The 18605-nt window shown below is 73.6% G+C and carries 17 protein-coding genes; 6 read left to right on the forward strand and 11 right to left on the reverse strand.

The window, feature by feature from the left end; genetic code table 11:
* Positions 1 to 86: 86 nt before the first annotated feature.
* Positions 87 to 1628: a nitrilase-related carbon-nitrogen hydrolase gene (locus CG747_RS10210; RefSeq protein ID WP_100601353.1), complete on the reverse strand. Its 1542-nt coding sequence runs from the start codon at positions 1626 to 1628 to the stop codon at positions 87 to 89.
* Between the two features lie 146 nt (positions 1629 to 1774).
* Positions 1775 to 2455 (reverse strand): TetR/AcrR family transcriptional regulator, encoded by a 681-nt coding sequence (locus CG747_RS10215; RefSeq protein ID WP_100601579.1) that lies wholly within the window; start codon positions 2453 to 2455, stop codon positions 1775 to 1777.
* Between the two features lie 205 nt (positions 2456 to 2660).
* On the opposite strand from CG747_RS10215, the gene CG747_RS10220 reads away from it, so the two are divergent.
* Positions 2661 to 5234, forward strand: a complete 2574-nt coding sequence (locus CG747_RS10220) for a glycoside hydrolase family 3 protein (protein ID WP_100601354.1) — start codon at positions 2661 to 2663, stop codon at positions 5232 to 5234.
* Here the strand turns inward: CG747_RS10220 and CG747_RS10225 are convergent.
* Positions 5221 to 5922, reverse strand: coding sequence for a DUF4097 family beta strand repeat-containing protein (locus CG747_RS10225; RefSeq protein ID WP_100601355.1), 702 nt, complete (start codon positions 5920 to 5922; stop codon positions 5221 to 5223). The genes CG747_RS10220 and CG747_RS10225 overlap by 14 nt on opposite strands.
* A gap of 170 nt (positions 5923 to 6092) precedes the next feature.
* Positions 6093 to 7031 carry an SGNH/GDSL hydrolase family protein gene (locus tag CG747_RS10230; RefSeq protein ID WP_100601356.1) on the reverse strand — a complete coding sequence of 313 codons (939 nt, stop codon included), beginning with the start codon at positions 7029 to 7031 and terminating at the stop codon, positions 6093 to 6095.
* Positions 7032 to 7357: 326 nt separating this feature from the next.
* Between CG747_RS10230 and CG747_RS10235 the strand changes: the two genes are divergently transcribed.
* Entirely contained in the window at positions 7358 to 7852 is a 495-nt protein-coding gene (locus CG747_RS10235; protein ID WP_100601357.1) for a DUF3145 domain-containing protein, read from the forward strand.
* Between the two features lie 98 nt (positions 7853 to 7950).
* Positions 7951 to 8841, forward strand: a complete 891-nt coding sequence (locus CG747_RS10240) for an NAD(P)-dependent oxidoreductase (RefSeq protein WP_100601358.1) — start codon at positions 7951 to 7953, stop codon at positions 8839 to 8841.
* Positions 8842 to 8932: 91 nt separating this feature from the next.
* On the opposite strand, the gene CG747_RS10245 is transcribed toward CG747_RS10240, so the two are convergent.
* The 5 genes from CG747_RS10245 to CG747_RS10265 form a co-directional block, all read right to left on the reverse strand.
* On the reverse strand, positions 8933 to 10219 hold the full coding sequence (locus CG747_RS10245; RefSeq protein ID WP_100601359.1) for a beta-ketoacyl synthase: 1287 nt from the start codon (positions 10217 to 10219) through the stop codon (positions 8933 to 8935).
* 76 nt (positions 10220 to 10295) lie between these two features.
* Complete coding sequence (locus tag CG747_RS10250; protein ID WP_100601360.1) at positions 10296 to 10544, reverse strand: acyl carrier protein; 249 nt, start codon at positions 10542 to 10544, stop codon at positions 10296 to 10298.
* 107 nt (positions 10545 to 10651) lie between these two features.
* Positions 10652 to 11698, reverse strand: a complete 1047-nt coding sequence (locus CG747_RS10255; RefSeq protein WP_100601361.1) for a ketoacyl-ACP synthase III — start codon at positions 11696 to 11698, stop codon at positions 10652 to 10654.
* Between the two features lie 13 nt (positions 11699 to 11711).
* Positions 11712 to 12668, reverse strand: a complete 957-nt coding sequence (locus CG747_RS10260) for an ACP S-malonyltransferase (RefSeq protein WP_100601362.1) — start codon at positions 12666 to 12668, stop codon at positions 11712 to 11714.
* 89 nt (positions 12669 to 12757) lie between these two features.
* On the reverse strand, positions 12758 to 13942 hold the full coding sequence (locus tag CG747_RS10265) for a CdaR family transcriptional regulator (protein WP_100601363.1): 1185 nt from the start codon (positions 13940 to 13942) through the stop codon (positions 12758 to 12760).
* Between the two features lie 58 nt (positions 13943 to 14000).
* Here CG747_RS10265 and CG747_RS10270 point away from each other — a divergent pair, with 58 nt between their 5' ends.
* The gene (locus CG747_RS10270) at positions 14001 to 14672 is read left to right on the forward strand and encodes a pirin family protein (RefSeq protein WP_180985468.1); all 672 of its coding nucleotides are present in this window, start codon (positions 14001 to 14003) and stop codon (positions 14670 to 14672) included.
* A gap of 30 nt (positions 14673 to 14702) precedes the next feature.
* Here the strand turns inward: CG747_RS10270 and CG747_RS10275 are convergent, their stop codons facing one another.
* Positions 14703 to 15524, reverse strand: coding sequence for a serine hydrolase (locus tag CG747_RS10275; protein ID WP_100601365.1), 822 nt, complete (start codon positions 15522 to 15524; stop codon positions 14703 to 14705).
* A 190-nt stretch (positions 15525 to 15714) separates the two neighbouring features.
* Here CG747_RS10275 and CG747_RS10280 point away from each other — a divergent pair, with 190 nt between their 5' ends.
* Both CG747_RS10280 and CG747_RS10285 read left to right on the forward strand, forming a co-directional pair.
* Positions 15715 to 16227: a MerR family transcriptional regulator gene (locus tag CG747_RS10280; protein WP_100601366.1), complete on the forward strand. Its 513-nt coding sequence runs from the start codon at positions 15715 to 15717 to the stop codon at positions 16225 to 16227.
* 5 nt (positions 16228 to 16232) lie between these two features.
* Positions 16233 to 17255, forward strand: coding sequence for an aldo/keto reductase (locus CG747_RS10285; protein WP_100601367.1), 1023 nt, complete (start codon positions 16233 to 16235; stop codon positions 17253 to 17255).
* Positions 17256 to 17323: 68 nt separating this feature from the next.
* Here CG747_RS10285 and CG747_RS10290 read toward each other — a convergent pair whose 3' ends face one another.
* Positions 17324 to 18589 (reverse strand): acyltransferase, encoded by a 1266-nt coding sequence (locus CG747_RS10290; protein WP_257980319.1) that lies wholly within the window; start codon positions 18587 to 18589, stop codon positions 17324 to 17326.
* Positions 18590 to 18605: the final 16 nt, after the last annotated feature.

Raw genomic sequence — 18605 nt, forward strand, 5'->3', positions numbered from 1 at the left:
GCCGAGGAGGCCGGCAGGCCCAACAGGATGGCGCGGTACGGCGGTTGCCCACTGCGCCGCCCCGCTCCCGCGGCCCCGCCCGTACCTCACCGCTCGACTCCCGCACTGTCCGCGCAGGCCGCCTCGCCCACGTGAGCCGCACGGTCCGCGTGGTCCGAGTCGTCCGTGTGGTCCGAGCCGTTCGCGCGGTCCGAGCCGTCCGCGTGGTCGCCCACCGGCTCGCCGCCCAGCTCCTTGGGCCCGTAGAGCGCGTGCTCCGCACCGGTCGCCAGCGCCCAGTAGCGGTCGCCGTAGGACCAGTGCCACCACTCGGTCGGGTAGTTGACCAGGCCCGCCCCGCGCAGCGCGGCGGACAGGATCCGGCGGTTGGCGCGGGCCGCGGGAGTCAGCCCCGGCGCGGAGGTGTAGCACGCGCCGCCGCTCTCCTCCGGGGACGCGTCGATCAAAGTCCCCATGTCGACATCGCCGCCGTCCGCCGTGACCAGGGTGAGGTCCACGGCACCGCCCGCGCTGTGCGGGGCGATCTCCGGCGGGGACACGTAGCGGCTGGCGGCCCGGTGGATCCGCGCGGCGTCCCAGTCGGGGTGGGCCGCACGGAGCTCGTCCCCGTACCGCGTGAAGTAGCGGCGCTGGAGGGCCGGCGGACGGTAGCCCTCGACGAAGCGGAGCCGCAGCCCGTCCGGCAGCGCTTCCTGCGCGGCCAGCAGCCGCCGCAGCACCCCCTCCCGCAGATGGGCGAACGCGCCGTCCTCCACCGCGCCGTCCGCCCCGTCCGCGCCGTCTGTGAGCCCGTCCACCAGCAACCCGGGCGCCGCGGCACGCAGGTCCACCAGCGGCTCACCGCACTCCCGGACCGGCACCGCGGCCACCGCCGGGTCGGCCATCAGCGTGATCGCGTCCCGGACGTCGCACAGCACCACCTCCGCGCCGTCACCGCCCGCCCCGGCGGACGCCGTCGCCACCTGCTCGCCGGACGGCAGCCAGCAGCCGCTGAGCCCGATGCCGCCCGGCTCGGCGCTCCCGACGCCGATGCCGTTGGCGAGCAGCACATGCAGCCCGTGCTCACGCGCCAACCCGGCGTACCGCGCCACCCGCTCCGCGTCGCTGTGGAAGGCGCTGGCCAGATACACCCGGCAGCCGTCCGCCGCGGCCCGCTCCGGCACCTCGGGGAAGGAGCTGTCGAAGCAGGTGGCGAGCGCGAAGCGGACTCCGCCCAGTGTGAACCGTCCGTGCGCGCCGCCCGGTGCGAACACGGTGCTCTCGGTCTCGAACAGGTGCCGTTTGTCGTAGCGGGTCAGCAGCGTGCCGTCCGGCCCGAAGACGAAGCTGGTCAGGGTGGGCTTCGCACCGTCCCCGGTGCCGCGACCGGGGCCGTTGACCACCGCGGCGACACCGGTCGCCCGGCACGCCTCCCGTACGGGCGCCAGCCGGGGGTCGTCGGGCAGCACCGCCAGCCCCACCGGATCGGCGGCTATCAGCCCGAGGTCGTAGTGGGTCAGGGCCAGCTCGGAGAAGACCACCAGCCCGGCGCCGCGCTCGGCGGCCTCGGCGATGAGCCCGCCCATCCGCGTGGCGTTGGCGGCGATATCGCCTGGTACAGAGGGGAATTGTGCGGCAGCGATGATCATTCGCCCATGATGCCCGCCCCGCGCCCCGCCCGCGGCAGCCTGTGGATAACTCCCGCCCCGCACAGGGCCCGACGCCCCACCCCGGCCTGTCCTCCCCGGCGCCCACCGCCCTCAAGCCGCCTCCGGCCCCGATGCCCGCCCCGCACCTACCGCGCGCAACCGCCCTTGCCCGCCCCCGCGTCATCGCCGGCGCCCCCCTCACGCCCCGCGCCCTCGACAGGCCCCGCGCCCTCGGCGCGCCCCGCGCCTGAGCCCTCCCCCGCCACCGGGCCCGCCTCCCCGCCTCCGAGCAGGCGCAGGAAGTCCCGGAACGACGCGGGCAGGTCGACCCGCTCCGGGTCCAGCAGCCACTGCAGTTGGAGTCCGTCCATCACCGCGACCAGCAGCGGCGCCGCCCGCTCCGGGGTCAGGCCGCCGGGCAGGGTGTCGCCGAACTCGGCCCGGAGCGCCCCGGCCAGCGCCTCGCGCACGGCGCGGAAACGGGCCTCGAAGAAGGCGCGGGCCGGATGGTCCTCGGTGACGCTGTCGGCGGAGAGCACGGTGTACGCCTGCACGATGCCGGGGCGGGTGGCGTTGTACTCGACGAGTTGGGCGAGGGTGTCGGTGCGCCAGGAACCGGAGGCCGCGGCGGCCGCATCCCAGCGGTCGCGCGCCTCCAGTACGCCGACCAGCAGCAGTTCCTTCGACGGGAAGTGGTGGAGCAGGCCCTGCTGCGTCAGCCCGGCCCGCTCGGCGACGGCGGCGAGCGAGGTCCGGCGGTAGCCGCGCTCGGCGATCAGCTCCATGGCGGCTTCCAGGATCGCCGCCCGCCGCTCCGCGCGCTGCACCTCCCGCCCGCCGCCGACCCGCCGGGAACCGCGGCGCGCGTCCTGCTCTCGTGCACTCACCGGCCGAGCGTAACCCTCCCCCGTCCGCCCCTCCGGCGCCCGCGACCCGCTGGTAACGGAAGGATATCGATACCTACCTGCCGTCCGGTATGAGAGTAAGAATTCGGCCAGGGGGCCCGCACGTCCACGCAAGGGAGCGCCGCACATGACCGATCAGTCGCACGCCCGCCACACCGAGCCCGGTGGCCCCCGCACCGCCCCCGGCCCGGACGCCGGCCGTCGCCCCGGCGCGGGCGCCGGAGCCCACGACTGTGCCGACGCGGTGGAGCGGGCGCTCGGCAGGCTCGATCTGGACGGCAAGGCCCGGCTGCTCTCGGGGCAGGACATGTGGAGCCTGCCGGCGGTGCCCGCGATCGGACTGCGGTCGCTGGTGATGTCGGACGGGCCGATCGGCGTCCGCGGCCGGCAGTGGAGCGCGGAGGACCCCTCGGTGGCGCTGCCCAGCCCCACCGCCCTGGCCGCCACCTGGGACCCCGAACTGGCCCGCCGGGCCGGCCACCTGCTCGCCCAGGAAGCCCGCCGCAAGGGCGTGCACGTCCTGCTGGCACCGACCGTCAACCTGCACCGCTCGCCGCTGGGCGGCCGCCACTTCGAGTGCTACTCGGAGGACCCGCTGCTGACCGGCGCGATCGGCGCGGGTTATGTGCGCGGCGTGCAGGAGGGCGGCGTCGGCACCACGGTCAAGCACTTCGTCGGCAACGACGCCGAGACCGACCGCTTCACGGTCGACAACCGCATCGCCCCGCGCCCGCTGCACGAGCTGTACCTCGCGCCCTTCGAGCACATCGTCACCCACGCCCGGCCCTGGGGCATCATGACCGCCTACAACCAGGTCAACGGCTCGACGATGACCGAACACCACCACCTCGTCACCGAAGTCCTGCGCGGCGCCTGGGGCTTCGACGGCTGCAACGTCTCCGACTGGACGGCGGCCCGGAACACCGTCCGTGCCCTGCACGGCGGCCTGGACGTGGCGATGCCCGGGCCCCGCACGGTCTTCGGCGCCCCGCTCGCGGCGGCCGTCCGCGCGGGCGAGATCGCCGAGTCGGAGGTGGACGCCGCGGTCCGCCGGGTGCTGCTGCTCGCCGCCCGCACCGGCTGCCTGGACGGGGTGCCGCCCGCGGTGGCCCCGGCCGACGCTCCCCAGGGCATCGACGGCCGGGCCGTCGCCCGCGAACTGGCCCGCCGTGCCGTCGTCCTGCTGCGCAACGAGCCTGCGGGGGAGGGCCCGCAGGACGGCGCCGGCCCGATCCTGCCGCTCGACCCCGCGGCGCTGCGCCGGGTCGCCGTCATCGGTGCGGCCGCCCGCGACGCCCGGGTGCTCGGCGGGGGTTCCGCGACCGTCTTCCCCGCGCGGATCGTCTCTCCGCTCGCGGGTCTGCGGGCCGCGCTGCCCGAGGGGGTCGAGGTGGCGTTCGCGACCGGCGCCGACCCGCGCACCCGTATCCCGCACGCCCGCGAGGGGTTCACCCTGCGCGCCCGCTACCTCACCGCCGAGGGCCGGCTGCTCGCCGAGACGCCGCAGTTCGACGGCAGGGTCCAGGTGCTCGGCAGCTTCCCCGACGGCGTCACCCGGCGGGACCTGCACGCGGTCGAACTCACCGGCAGCTTCACCCCGCGGGCCACCGGCACCCACACGCTGGCGGTGGCCGGCGCGGGGCGGCTCCGGCTGTCCCTGGGCGGCGAGGTCGTCTTCGACGGCGACGGTGCCGGAAGGGAGGGCTCCGACCCCTTCGAGGCGTTCATGCAGCCCGCCGAGCACCGGATCGACGCGGAGCTGACTGCCGATCAGGAGGTCTCGCTGACCTTGCGCTTCGTGCCGCACAGCCTCGGCCTGGGGGAAGGCATGGGCGCCCTGAACTTCGTCCTCGGCCACGGCGAACCGCGGCTCGACGGCGACGGCGAGATCGAGGAGGCGGTCCGGGCGGCCACCGGGGCGGATGCCGCGATCGTCGTCGTGGCGACCACCGAGGAGGTCGAGTCGGAAGGGTTCGACCGCGGCGACCTCCGGCTGCCGGGCCGGCAGGACGAGCTGGTCGCCCGGGTCGCCGCCGCCAACCCCCGCACCGTCGTGGTGGTCAACTCCGGCTCCCCGGTGGAGCTGCCGTGGCGCGACCGGGTCCCCGCGGTGCTGCTGAGCTGGTTCCCCGGCCAGGAGGCCGGGGCCGCGCTGGCGGACGTCCTGCTCGGGGCCCACGAACCGGGCGGCCGACTCCCCACCACCTGGCCGGCCCGCCTCGCCGACGCCCCGGTCTCCACCGTGACCCCCACCGACGGCACGCTCCCCTACGAGGAAGGGCTGTTCATCGGCTACCGCGCCTGGCAGCGCGCCGCCACCGCCCCCGCGTACCCCTTCGGCCACGGCCTCGGCTACACCCGCTGGGAGTACGAGACCCTGGACACCACCCCCGACTCCGTCCGGGTCCGTCTGCGCAACACCGGGGACCGCCCCGGACGCGAGGTCGTCCAGATCTACCTCGCGCCGACCGGCGACACCTCCGGCACGCCGGAGCGCCCGGCCCGCTGGCTGGTCGGCTTCGCCACCGTCGAGGCGGGACCCGGCGAGAGCGCGGAGACCGAGATCCCGCTGCCGGGGCGCGCCTTCGAGGTCTGGTCGGAACCGGACGGCGGCTGGCGCCGGGTCCCGGGCACCTACACCGTCGAGGCGGCGCACAGCAGCGCCGACATCCGGCTGGCCGCGCAGATCACTTCCCGCTGAGCACCGAGACGTCGCCGCCGCTGGTCCGGGCGGAAATCTTGTGCGCCGAGCCGCTGTCCGTCGTGACGGACACCGTGCGGTTCCCGCCGCTCGTCCCCGCGTCGACGGCGTAGGTGCCCTTCGGTATGCGGAGGGTGACGTTGCCGCCGCTGGTCCGGGCCGACACGTCGTCGGGCACCGCGCCCAGCGTCAACTCCACGTTCCCGCCGCTGGTCTTCACCTTCGCCGTGCGGGCCTCGGTGTCCGTGACGGTGACGTCGCCGCCGCTGGTGTCCGCGGTGATCCCGCCGGAGGCGCCGCGGACGGTGACGTCCCCGCCGCTGGTGTGCAGATCGACCGAGGCGCCGCGCGGCAGCAGCACGCGGTACCCCACCTCGCAGTGGTGGTCCAAGGAGCACTCCTCGGCGGTCAGGGTGAGCCGGCCGTCCTTGACGGTGTGCGTGGTCTGCGGCTTGTCGCCGTTGTACTTGGCCTTCTCGGTCACCTTGACCGCGCCGCCGGCGTCCACCGGCACGATCTCGATGTCCCCGCCGTGGGTCGTCACCGACAGCGCGCGGACGGTGCCGTCGACCCCGTACGTCTGCTGGGCGGAGGTGAGGGGGCCGCCCACCACCAGGGAGCAGCCGGTCGTCAGCAGGGTCAGGGCCGCACAGGGCAGGACGAGATGGGCGGCGCGGAGACGGGCCATGGTGATTCCCCCGAGGCAGTGGTGAAGGTGCGGTACGAGCGGGCGGATCGGTCCGGATCCGCTCGCTCTCCATCGTCCCGCGCCGGCGCCTCGCTGACATCGCCGCAGGGTATGACCCGCACCGCCGTGCCCTTAGGGGTTCCCCTGATGTCGTACGGGGGCGGGCCGCCTCACCCCGCGGAAGCCGCCTCACTCTTCAGGGGGTTTCCCTTGCGGGTGATCGTCCGGAACGCCAGCTCCGCCAACTGCCGCTGGCCCTGCAGCCCCGGATGGAACCAGTCCCAGGTGCTCAACTGCTGCCCGGTGAAGCGGTAGTCGAAGACCGACCAGTCGAAGCGGCACAGCGCGTCCTCGACGCAGACCGCCGCCAGCGCCTCGTTGTACGCCATCACCCGCTCCCGGACCAGTGTCCGCCGGTCCTGCGCCGGCTTCGTCAGGTCGTCCGGGTCCCGCAGCATCGACCCGCAGATGCCCAGCTTCCACACCTGCTTGCCGAGCGGGTTCTTGCGCCCCTCGGACCACAGCCGCAGCAGGTCCGGTACGGCCGCGACGTACACCTGGGTGCGCGGCAGGGCGTGCCGCAGGGTCTTCATGGACCGTTCGAATCCGGCGCGGAACGCGGCGGGGGAGGTCATCGTCCGGACGTCGCTGCGGCAGGCGTCGTTGGCGCCGATCAGGACCGTGACCAACTCGGGCCTGCGGGCCGCCGCCGTGGTGATCTGCTGCGGCAGGTCGCTCATCAGGGCCCCGGTCCGGGCGTAGTTCCAGCTGTGCTTGGCCGGGTCCTTCTTCAGCAGCCGCCGGGCCAGGCTGTCGACCTTGGGGTTGGTGCCGGTGGACCAGGAGACCTCCGGGCAGTCGGAGAGCACCGTGCAGGCGTCGAAGCCGACGGTGATGGAGTCGCCGAGGGCCGCGATGGAGGTGGGGTCGGTCCGCCAGGCGGGCGCCGGTTTCGCGGTGGGCTTGACCGCGGCGCGACCGTGCGGGGCGGAGCCGTCGCCGCAGGCGGTGAGCGCGGCCAGCAGTGCCGAAGCCGTCGCCGAGGCCAGCGCGGCGCGGGCCGCCCGGCGGTGGCGCCGAGGGCGGGCGAATCGATCGGTCGTCGTCATCCCCTGTCCCCTCCGGCGTGCGAGTGATATCTCTTCGGGTACCGACGGTACGTCACTTCGGGTCCGGCACCGCGCGGTAGCTTTGGCCCCGTGCCTGCCGGGCGGTGACCCGAAGTGGCATGTGCAATCGGCACAGATAAATTACAACACGTCATTTCCTGTCCCTTTTGCGGCAAATTCCGCCTAGTGGTGTTTACTGTAGGTCACCTCGCAAGCTGGTGCCGAAGTGATCACTGGGGCAGAATGTCGGCAGCTGTCCCGGCCGCGACCGGAACGGGCACGAGGCCGCTGGGGAAGGCGAACCTCGATCCGCACGGGAGGTCCCGGTGACGACACGTGGAGTCCTGTACGTCCACTCCGCTCCACGAGCGCTGTGCCCGCACGTCGAATGGGCGGTGGCGGGCGTCCTCGGGGTGCGCGTCAACCTCGACTGGATCCGCCAGCCGGCATCGCCCGGCACCTGGAGAGCCGAGTTCTCCTGGCAGGGCGAGGCCGGCACCGCCTCCAAGCTCGCCTCCGCGCTGCGCGGCTGGCACCTGCTCCGCTTCGAGGTGACCGCGGAGCCCTGCTCCAGCGCCGAGGGCGAGCGCTACAGCGCCACCCCCGACCTCGGCATCTTCCACGCCGTCACCGGAATCCACGGCGACATCCTCATCCCCGAGGACCGGCTGCGCGCCGCCGTCGCCCGCTCCGCCCGCGGCGAGACCGAACTCGCCGCCGAGGTCGCCAAGCTGCTGGGCAAGCCCTGGGACGACGAGCTGGAGCCCTTCCGGTACGCCGGCGAGGGCGCCCCCGTCCGCTGGCTCCACCAGGTCGTCTGACGCCCCGTACACGCCCGTACGGAGCCTTGTGCGGGTCCGTACCGCGACACACGGCGCACGGTTGACCTGGAGTGCACTCCACGTCCTAGCGTGCGGCCATGGCCGACAACAAGACTTCTGACACCCTCTCGGTGGCCGTCCTCGGCACCGGGATCATGGGCGCGGCGATGACCCGCAACCTCGCCCGCGCCGGGCTGGACGTCCGCGCCTGGAACCGCACCCGGGCCAAGGCCGAGCCGCTGGCCGCCGACGGGGTCCGCGTCACCGACACCCCCGGCGAGGCGGTGGACGGCGCCGACGTGGTCCTCACCATGCTGCTCGACGGCCCCGCCGCCCTCGACGCCGTGCGCCGGGCCGCCCCGCAGTTGGCGCCCGGCACCCTCTGGCTCCAGATGAGCACCGTCGGACCCGGGGCCCTCGAACCGCTCGTCCGCTTCGCCGCCGAACAGGACCTGCGGTTCGTGGACGCCCCCGTACTGGGCACCAAGGCGCCCGCCGAGAAGGGGCAGTTGATCGTCCTCGCCGCCGGCGCCCCCGAACTGCGGGCCCGCGCCGAGCGGGTCTTCGACATCGTCGGCGGCCGCACCCAGTGGGTCGGCGACGACGCCGCGAGCGGCGCCGCCAGCCGGCTCAAACTGGTCGTCAACAGCTGGGTGCTCACCATCATCGGCGGTACCGGTGAAACCCTGGCGCTCGCCAAGGGGCTGGGCGTCGACCCGCGGGACTTCCTGGACGCGATCGCCGGCGGCTCGCTCGACATGACCTACCTGCGGATGAAGTCCGACCTGCTGCTCTCCGGCGATCTCGCGCCGAGCTTCACGGTCTCCGCGGCGCGCAAGGACGCCCGGTTGATCGCCGAGGCCGCCGAGGGGTCCGGCGTCCGGCTGGACCTGGCCGCCGCGGCCGCGGAGCGCTTCCGCAGGGCCGAGGAGCAGGGGCACGGCGGCGAGGACGGCGTCGCCGCGTACTTCGCCAGCTTCGACGGCTGACCGGCCGCCGCTGAGCGCACGAGGGCCCGCCCGGTCGTCCTGACCGGGCGGGCCCTCGTACGGTGTGCGCCTACGGCTGCCTGACGGTGCCTCAGACCGTGCGGAAGGCGAGGACCACGTTGTGGCCGCCGAAGCCGAACGAGTCGTTCAGCGCCGCGATCCGGCCCTCGGCGGGCAGCGCCCGGGGCTCGCCGCGGACGATGTCCGCGTCCACCTCGGGGTCGAGGTTGTCGATGTTGATGGTCGGCGGGGCCGTCCGGTGGTACAGCGCCAGGATCGTGGCGACCGTCTCCACGCCGCCCGCGCCGCCCAGGAGGTGGCCGGTCATCGACTTGGTGGCGGAGACCGCCATGTGGTTCACGTCGTCGCCGAAGACCTTGTGCAGCGCCTTCAGCTCCGCCAGGTCGCCCTGCGGGGTCGAGGTGGCGTGCGCGTTGACGTGCACGATCTCGGACGCGGCGAGGTCGCTGCTGTCGAGGAGGTTCTGCAGCGCGTGGGCGATGCCGTTGCCGGACGGCTCCGGCTGCACGATGTCGTGGCTGTCGGCGGAGATGCCCTGGCCGATCGCCTCCGCGTAGACCCGGGCGCCGCGCTTGGCGGCGTGCTCGGCGGATTCCAGGACGATCACGCCGGCGCCCTCGCCGAGGACGAAGCCGCTGCGGTCGGAGTCGAAGGGGCGGGAGGCACCCTGCGGGTCGTCGTTGTTCTTCGACATCGCCATCATGTTGCCGAACGCGGCGATCGGCAGCGGGTGGATGGCCGCCTCCGTACCGCCCGCGACGACGATGTCGGCACGGCCCGTGCGGATCATCTCGATGGCGTAGCCGATGGCTTCCGAACCGGAGGCGCAGGCGCTCACCGGGGTGTGCACACCGGCGCGGGCGTTGACGTCCAGACCGACGTTGGCCGACGGCCCGTTGGGCATCAGCATCGGCACCGTGTGCGGGGAGACCCGGCGGACGCCCTTCTCGCGGAGGACGTCGTACTGGCCCAGGAGCGTGGTCACGCCACCGATACCGGAGGCGATGACGGTGCCCAGCCGGTCGGGGTTGACCGAGCCGGCCGGCCCGGCGGCCGTGTCCGGCTCGCCGGCCTTGACCGTGAAGCCGGCGTCAGCCCACGCCTCACGGGCCGCGATCAGCGCGAACTGCGCCGAACGGTCGAGCTTGCGGGCCTGGGCCCGGGGCAGCGTCTCGGTCGGGTCCACGGCCGCCTGCGCGGCGATGCGGACCGGAAGCTCGGCTGCCCAGTCCTGCTCCAGGGGGCTGACGCCGGACCGGCCGGCGAGGAGACCCTCCCAGGTCGAAGCGCTGTCGCCACCCAGCGGTGTGGTTGCGCCGATACCGGTGACGACCACGGTGCGATTGGTCGCGTTCACGGGAATTCTTACTCCACGGGTAGAGGTGTCTGAATCGACGGCGCCACCGCGGGGTGGCGACATGCGCTGCGCCAGATCAGGACTGGTGCTTGAGGATGTAGTCGGTCGCGTCGCCGACGGTCTTGAGGTTCTTGACGTCGTCGTCCGGGATCTTCACGTCGAAGCGCTCTTCGGCGGCGACGACGACCTCGACCATGGACAGCGAGTCGACGTCCAGGTCGTCGGTGAAGGACTTGTCCACCTTGACGTCCTCGGTGGGGATGCCGGCGATCTCGTTGACGATCTCGGCGAGACCCTTGACGATCTCTTCCTGAGTGGCGGCCATGATGGCGCTCCTTCGATTAGCGGAAAACTGCCTGTTTTACGGTGAAGCGGTGAAGGTCCCGCAGCGGCCGGCACATCGTGCTCGATGCCGGGCTGCGCAGATCCTGCCTAGGGGAGAGTAACGACCGTCGCGGCGTACACGAGACCCGCCCCGAAGCCGATGACCAGCGCGGTGTCCCCGCTCTTGGCCTGTCCGGTCGCCAGCAGCCGCTCCATGGCGAGCGGAATCGAGGCGGCCGAGGTGTTGCCGGTGGTCTCCACGTCGCGGGCGACCATGACGCTCTCCGGCAGCTTCAGAGTCTTCACCATCGAGTCGATGATCCGCATGTTGGCCTGGTGCGGAATGAAGACGTCCAGGTCGTTCGGGCTGACTCCGGCCTCGTCCAGCGCCTGCTGGGCGACCTTCGCCATCTCGAACACCGCCCACCGGAAGACCGCTTGGCCCTCCTGGGTGATCGCGGGGTAGCGGATCGCCTCGAACGCGGGACGCTCCTCCGGGCCGTCGCCGCCGGGCGTCGGGGTGGTGCGGTACACGTCCCAGGAGAGGGTCTGCTTGATGGTGTCGGACTTGTCGCCCTCGGAGCCCCACACGGTCGGGCCGATCGCCGGCTCCTTGGCCGGGCCCACGATGACCGCGCCGGCGCCGTCGCCGAACAGGAAGGCCGTCGCGCGGTCCTCAAGGTCCGTCAGGTCCGAGAGCCGCTCGACGCCGATCACCAGGACGTACTCGGCGGAGCCCTCGACGACCATCCCCTTGGCCAGGGTCAGCCCGTAACCGAAGCCGGCGCAGCCCGCGGAGATGTCGAACGCGGCCGGCTTGCCCGCGCCGATCAGGTGCGCGATCTCGGTCGCGATGGCCGGGGTCTGCTTGAAGTGCGAGACGGTGGAGACGACCACCGCGCCGATCTGCTCCGGCGTGATGCCGGCGTCCGCGATGGCCTTGCCGGACGCCTCGACCGCCATGGTCGCGACGGTCTCGTCGGGACCCGCCCAGTGGCGCGTGGAGATGCCCGACCGCGAACGGATCCACTCGTCGGACGAGTCGATGTGCTTGAGGATCTCCTCGTTGGGCACGACACGGGTCGGGCGGTAGCCGCCGACACCCATGATCCGTGCGTACGGGGCGCCCTTGGAAGGCTTGATCTTCGAGGTCATGCGCTACGGACTCCTATTCGGCCGATGCTGCGGGAGCAGCGTCCGCTGCGGTGGCGATCAGTTCACGGGCCGCGTCGAGGTCGTCGGGCGTCTTCAGGGCGAGCGTCTTCACCCCGGGCAGCGCGCGCTTGGCCAGGCCGGTGAGGGTCCCGCCCGGAGCGGCCTCGACGAGCGCGGTGGCGCCGAGCTCCTTGAAGGTCTCCATGCACTGGTCCCAGCGGACCGGGTTGGCCACCTGGCCGACCAGCCGCCGCACCACGTCCTGGCCGGAAGTGACCACCTGGCCATCCCTGTTGGAGACGTAGCGGATGCCCGGGTCGGCCGGCGACAGCTCGGTGACCGCGGCCTCCAGGGCCGAGACTGCGGGTGCCATGTGGTGAGTATGGAACGCGCCGGCCACCTTCAGCGGTACGACCCGGCGGGTGCCCTCCGGCTTGTCCTCCACCAGCGCGGCGATCTGCTCGGCGGTGCCGGCGGCGACGATCTGCCCGGCGCCGTTCACGTTCGCCGGGGTCAGGCCCAGCTTCTCCAGATGGGGCAGGACGACGTCCTCGTCGCCTCCCAGCAGCGCGGCCATGCCGGTCTCGGTGACCGCGGCGGCCTCGGCCATCGCCAGTCCGCGGCGGCGCACCAGGGTCATCGCCTCGGCGTCCGAGAGGGTGCCGGCCAGGGCCGCGGCGGCGAGCTCACCGACGCTGTGGCCGGCCGTCGCGCCGACCTGTGCGGCGAGGCCGTCGGAGGTCGGGAAGAGCTGCCGCGCGGAGATCAGGGAGGCCGCTACCAGCAGCGGCTGGGCCACCGCGGTGTCGCGGATCTCGTCTTCGGTGGCCTTGGTGCCGTAGTGGACGAGGTCCAGGTCGATGGCCGCGGACCATTCGCGAAGCTGGTCCTCGACCCCGGGGAGGTCGAGCCAGGGGATCAGGAAGCCGGGCGTCTGAGCGCCTTGGCCGGGAGCGACGAGTACGAGCACCCTCACACTCTCTCTTGCGGGAGGTCCCGCCCGCCCGTGGGGACAGGGACGAAGAACCATCGGGGGAATTGTTGGTGTTCGACAAAAGTCTAGGGCTGGACCTCACCGTCAGCGAGGCGCCCCAGGATCAGTGCGATACGCAGCGTAAACGCGGAGCGCACATCGGACGGCGACCAGCCGGTGACGTCTGTCACACGTCGCAGCCGATAGCGCACGGTGTTGGGGTGGACGAACAGCATCCGGGCGGCGCCCTCCAGACTGCTCGCCTGCTCCAGATAGACGCTCAGCGTTTCCAAAAGCGCCGAACCGGCTTCCTCCAGCGGTCTGTAGATCTCCTCCACCAGCTGCTCCCGCGCGACCGGGTCCGAGGCCATCGCGCGCTCCGGCAGAAGATCGTCCGCGAGCACCGGCCGGGGGGCGTCCGGCCAGGCCGCGCAGGCCCGCAGTCCGGCGGCCGAGGCCTGCGCGGAGCGGGTCGCGGCGAGCAGGTCGGAGACCACCGGGCCGGCCACCACCGGACCGGCGGCGAACGGCCCGATCAGCGCCTTGGCGGCCTTGAGCGGATTGTCCGAACCGCCCGCGATCACCACCAGCCGGCTGCCCAGCACGCCGGTCAGCACCTGGAGCTTGGCGTGCCGGGCGGCCCGCCGGATCGCCTCGACGGTCAGCTCGCTGTCGCCGTCCGGGGCGGTGCCCAGCACCACGCACACATGCTCCGGCGCGTTCCAGCCGAGGGCCGCGGCCCGGGAGACCGCGCCCTCGTCGGCCTCCCCGGAGAGCACCGCGTTGACCACCAGGGACTCCAGGCGGGCGTCCCACGCCCCGCGCGCCTCGGCGGCCTGCGCGTAGACCTGGGCGGTGGCGAAGGCGATCTCCCGGGCGTAGACCAGCAGCGCCTCGCGCAGCACGGACTCGTCGCCCGGCGCCGCGACCTCGTCGATCGCGGACTCCATGACCTCGATCGTGGTGCGGACCATCTCGACGGTCTGCCGCAGGGTGATCGCCCGGGTCAGTTCGCGCGGCGCCGTCCCGAAGACGTCGGTGCTGATCGCCTGCGGCGTCTCGGGATGGCGGAACCACTCGGTGAACGCGGCGATACCGGCCTGCGCCACCAGGCCGATCCAGGAACGGTTCTCCGGGGGCATCGCGCGGTACCACGGCAGCGTGGCGTCCATGCGGGAGATCGCAGCGGCCGCCAGTTTGCCGGAGGAGTTCTCCAGCCGCCGGAGGGTCGCGGAGTGCGGGTGCGCGTCGCGCGATGCGGGTTCAGACACGGGACCAAGCCTGCCCTATCGGGATGAGGGGGTGGAGCGGTGGGGCTACGGTGGCCCGATGATTCAGGTGCGCAGAGGCGCGGAACGCTATCGGGGCGGCGACGACGGCGCCGGCATCGAGTCGCTGCACGCGTTCTCCTTCGGTCCCCACTACGACCCGGACAACCTGCGTTTCGGCGCGCTGGTCGCCTGCAACGAGGAGCGCCTGGCGGCCGGCGCCGGGTTCGGCGAGCACCCGCACCGGGACACCGAGATCGTCACCTGGGTCGTCGAGGGCGAGCTGACCCACCGCGATTCGACGGGCCATGCCACGACCGTACGCCCGGGCGACCTCCAGCGGCTCAGCTCCGCGGGCGGGGTCCGGCACATCGAGCGCAACGACGGCCCGGCCCCCCTGCGCTTCGTCCAGATGTGGCTGACACCCCTCGCCCCCGGCGGCGAGCCGGAGTACGAGGTGGTGCGGCAGGTCGCCGACGGCACGCCGCACCCGCTGCCACGGGCCGGCGCCGCGCTGCGGGTGTGCCGCCTCGGAGCGGGCGGGCGCGCCGCCGTCCCCGGTGCCGCGCGGGTCTACGTCCACGTCGTACGGGGCGAGGTGCGGCTCGGCGCCGAGCGTCTGGAAGCCGGGGACGCGGCGCGGATCAGCGACGCGGAGGGGCTGGAGGTGGTGGCGCCGGCGGGGGCGGAGTGCCTGGTGTGGGAGATGGGGACGGAGCCGGTGTACGGGTGAGGCAGCGCGCCGGCTCCGGGGCGTACGGTTTCAGCCGTTGCCGGCGAGCTCGGCCAGGACGGCGTCGGTCAGCGCCGGCCACGCCTCGACGGCCCACGGGCCGAAGTTCCGGTCGGTCAGCGCGACGCAGGCCGCCCCGGCCGCCGGGTCCACCCACAGGAACGTCCCGGACTGCCCGAAGTGCCCGAAGGTGCGCGGCGAGGAGGCGGCGCCCGTCCAGTGCGGGGCCTTCCCGTCGCGGATCTCGAAGCCCAGGCCCCAGTCGTTGGGCTTCTGGTGGCCGTAGCCCGGCAGCACCCCGGTCAGCCCGGGGAAGACCACCTGGGTCGCCGCCGCGAGGGTCTCCGGCGCCAGCAGCCGCGGCGCCTGGAGTTCGGCCGCGAAGCGGACCAGGTCCGCGACGGTGGAGACGCCGTCCTTGGCCGGGGAGCCGGCCAGCTCGGTCGCGGTCATGCCCAGCGGCACCAGCACCGCCTCGTGCAGGTACTGGGGGAACGGGATGTCGGTGGCCTTGGCGAGGTGGTCGCCGAGCGCCTCGAAGCCGGCGTTGGAGTAGATCCGGCGGGTGCCCGGGGCGGCGACCTGGCGCGCCTCGTCGAACGCCAGCCCCGAGGTGTGGGCGAGCAGATGACGGACCGTGGAACCCTCCGGGCCGGCCGGCTCGTCCAGCTCGACGGCGCCCTCCTCGACGGCGAGCAGCGCGGCGTAGGCGGCCAGCGGCTTGGTGACGGACGCCAGCGGGAAGCGGTGCTCCAGCGGGCCGTGCGATCCGGCCACCGAGCCATCGGCCCGTACGACGGCGGCCGCGGCGGTGGGCACCGGCCAGTTCTCGATCAACCCCAGGCTCTGCATGGCCCCGAGCCTACGGGGTGCCCCCACGCCTTCAAATTCCGGTCAAGACTGCCCGCGGCCGGTGCTTGCCTGGAGTGCACTCCAACTCTTTAGCGTTGAGGACGTCGTAAGGCGCCCGGCGGAACGTCCGGCGGCGCCACGGCATCCGGGGCGGCGCGCGCACCGGGGACGACGAGGGGGAAGACGCGGCATGACGGTGACGCAGAGCGAACCGGTGACCGGCGGCACGGTCGTGGCCGGCCTGCCGGAGACGGTGTGCCCCAGGCCGCGGCCGGCGACGGCCCGGGGCTGCGGGACCACCGGCGGCTATCCGCGGCCGGCCGGCCGCGACCGGTACACCATCAGCGAGGTGGCCCAGCACACCGGTCTGAGCGCCCACACCCTGCGCTGGTACGAGCGGATCGGCCTGATGCCGCACGTGGACCGGACGCACACCGGGCAGCGCCGCTTCACCAACCGCGACCTGGACTGGCTGGACCTGGTCTCCAAGCTCCGGCTGACCGGGATGCCGGTCGCCGACATGGTCCGGTACGCGGAACTGGTGCGGGAGGGCGAGAGCACCTTCGCCGAGCGCGAGCAGCTGCTCACCAAGCACCGCGAGGACGTGCGGCGGCGGATCGCCGAACTGGAGAGCACGGCCGACGTCCTCGACTACAAGCTCGGTATCTACGCCGACGCCCGGCGGGCGTCCGGGAGGGTCTGAAGTTCATGGCGAACGACACGAAGATCGGCACTGTCCGGCTGGGCACCGAAGGCCCGCAGGTCGGTGTGCAGGGCCTCGGCTGCATGGGCATGAGCTGGGCCTACGGCCCCACCGAGGACCCCGGCGAGGCGCGGGCCACCCTGGAGCGCGCACTGGAGCTGGGCGTCACGCTCTACGACACCGCCGACGTCTACGGCGACGGCGAGAACGAGAAGTTCATCGCGCCCTTCGTCCGGGCACACCGCGAAGAGGTCGTGCTGGCGACCAAGTTCGCGCTGAGCAGCGACCCGGAGGACCCCTACAAGCGCACCATCCGCAATGACCGGCCGTACATCCGCCAGGCCGTCGAGGGCAGCCTGCAGCGGCTCGGCGTCGAGCAGATCGACCTCTACTACATGCACCGCCGCGACGTGGCCGTCCCCATCGAGGAGACGGTCGGCGCGATGGCCGAGCTGGTCGCCGAGGGCAAGGTGAAGTACCTGGGCCTGAGCGAGGTGACCGCCTCCGAACTGCGCGCCGCGCGCACCGTGCACCCGATCGCCGCGGTCCAGTCCGAGTGGTCGCTCTTCAGCCGCGACGTCGAGGTGGGCGTGGTGGCGGCCGCCGCCGACCTCGGCGTGGCCCTCGTCCCCTACTCCCCGCTCGGCCGGGGCTTCCTCACCGGCTCCTTCGTCCGCGCCGACAAGGAACTGGCCGACGACGACTTCCGCCGCCAGCAGCCCCGCTTCACCGGCGACAACGCGGCCGCCAACGCCGCCCTGCTGGAGCCGGTCCGCACCGTCGCCGACGCGCACGGCGCCACGCTCGGGCAGATCGCGCTGGCCTGGGTGCAGCAGCAGGCCGCCGTCCGCGGGCTGACGGTCGTCCCGATCCCCGGCACCCGCAGGCGCAGCCGGATCGAGGAGAACGCCGGCGCGACCCGGATCGAGCTGAGCGCGCAGGAGCTGGCGCTGCTGGAGCCGATCGCGGGCAAGGTGGCGGGCGACCGCTACGCCGACATGCGGTTCACGTCGGCCGGGCGGGAGTAGCCCCGCTCCGGCGGGGGCCTGCCCGGTGGATCACGGCCGGGCAGCGCCCCCGCACCACCGGGCAGGCCCTACGCGTACCCCAGCGCGAACACCGCGAAGGCCGCCGCCAGCACCGCCGCGACCGCCCGCCGGCCCCGGCCGGCCCCCGTCCACGGTGCCTCGAAGCGGCGGGTCACCGAGCCGATGAGGACGAGCAGGGCGGCGAAGACCGGCAGCCACGCCAGCCGCGCCGCGAACCAGCCGAGCGTGTCCGGCACGGTGGTCAGGCCCGGTACGGCCCCCGCGAACGACGCCGGTACGGCCGCCGCGAGCATCGCCGTCTGGTGCCAGCACAGGATCGTCATCGCCGACAGGTTGATCACGACCACCGGCGCCCACAGGGCGGGCCGCCGCAGCAGCCGGGCCAGCCTGTCCCGGAGCAGCACCGCCGCCCCCGACTGGGCCGCGGCCAGCGCCAGGACCAGCAGCGACGGCGGGTGGGAGTTGGTCCGGTCCTGGCCGGGGACGCCCACCATGCTCGCCGGGTAGTGGAAGTACAGCAGCAGCGCGGCGAACAGCGCGGCGCCGCCGCACAGCAGGCCCCAGGCGGTGCGCCGGCCCAGCCGCCGCTCGCCCCAGCAGACGCCGAGCTGGTAGGCGAACAGCCAACCGGGCAGCAGGTTGAGCAGGCTCAGCCAGGACGGCACGGCCGCGGCGAACGGCCCGTAGCGCAGGAAGTCCACGGCGGCGACCGACACCAGCAGCGGCACCGCGCTCCAGGCGCCCAGCTTCCGCGCGGCCGCGGCGCAGTACGGCGTGAGCGCGGTGAGCACGGCGTAGATGCCGACGAACCACAGCGGTTGGATGACCAGCGTCGCGCCCGTGCGCAGCGTCGCGGTGGACACCCCCAGGTCGTGGAGCAGCGGGATCAGCACGGCCCAGACGGCGGTCACGCCCAGCACCGGGCGGCCCAGGCGGGCGACCCGGCCGCCCAGCCACCGGGCGGTGGAGCCGCCCCGTGCGGTGGTCCGCCGCAGGGACAGCACCGAGGAATGGCCGCCGACCAGGAAGAAGATGCCGAGCGTCTGGAGCAGCCAGCTCGCCGGGGCGAGGAAGCCGAGCGCGGTCAGCGGGCTGGCGTTGTGCAGCGTGCCGTCGGCGTCCCGGGCGAAGCCGCCCAGCAGCCAGTGCCCGGTGGGGACGGCGAGCAGGGCCAGGGCCCGGAGGCCGTCGATGGCCCGGTCGCGGTGGGCCGGGGTGCGGGCGTCGAGGGCGCGGACGGCGGTACGGGCCCGGGAGCGCAGGAGGGAGACGGGGTTCCCGGGGGGCGCTCCGGCGCTCGGCTCGGTGGTCATCTGGTGTCCTTCCAGG

This window comes from Streptomyces sp. CB02959 (assembly GCF_002803155.1).
GTDB lineage: Bacteria > Actinomycetota > Actinomycetes > Streptomycetales > Streptomycetaceae > Streptomyces.

Excerpts from the sequence above, each read along its gene's own strand:
- CG747_RS10250 (WP_100601360.1), bottom strand. The coding sequence starts at position 10,544 with ATGGCCGCCACTCAGGAAGAGATCGTCAAGGGTCTCGCCGAGATCGTC.
- CG747_RS10290 (WP_257980319.1), bottom strand. The coding sequence starts at position 18,589 with ATGACCACCGAGCCGAGCGCCGGAGCGCCCCCCGGGAACCCCGTCTCC.
- CG747_RS10240 (WP_100601358.1), top strand. The coding sequence starts at position 7,951 with ATGGCCGACAACAAGACTTCTGACACCCTCTCGGTGGCCGTCCTCGGC.
- CG747_RS10225 (WP_100601355.1), bottom strand. The coding sequence starts at position 5,922 with ATGGCCCGTCTCCGCGCCGCCCATCTCGTCCTGCCCTGTGCGGCCCTG.
- CG747_RS10270 (WP_180985468.1), top strand. The coding sequence starts at position 14,001 with ATGATTCAGGTGCGCAGAGGCGCGGAACGCTATCGGGGCGGCGACGAC.
- CG747_RS10285 (WP_100601367.1), top strand. The coding sequence starts at position 16,233 with ATGGCGAACGACACGAAGATCGGCACTGTCCGGCTGGGCACCGAAGGC.
- CG747_RS10220 (WP_100601354.1), top strand. The coding sequence starts at position 2,661 with ATGACCGATCAGTCGCACGCCCGCCACACCGAGCCCGGTGGCCCCCGC.
- CG747_RS10280 (WP_100601366.1), top strand. The coding sequence starts at position 15,715 with ATGACGGTGACGCAGAGCGAACCGGTGACCGGCGGCACGGTCGTGGCC.
- CG747_RS10210 (WP_100601353.1), bottom strand. The coding sequence starts at position 1,628 with ATGATCATCGCTGCCGCACAATTCCCCTCTGTACCAGGCGATATCGCC.
- CG747_RS10230 (WP_100601356.1), bottom strand. The coding sequence starts at position 7,031 with ATGACGACGACCGATCGATTCGCCCGCCCTCGGCGCCACCGCCGGGCG.
- CG747_RS10275 (WP_100601365.1), bottom strand. The coding sequence starts at position 15,524 with ATGCAGAGCCTGGGGTTGATCGAGAACTGGCCGGTGCCCACCGCCGCG.
- CG747_RS10255 (WP_100601361.1), bottom strand. The coding sequence starts at position 11,698 with ATGACCTCGAAGATCAAGCCTTCCAAGGGCGCCCCGTACGCACGGATC.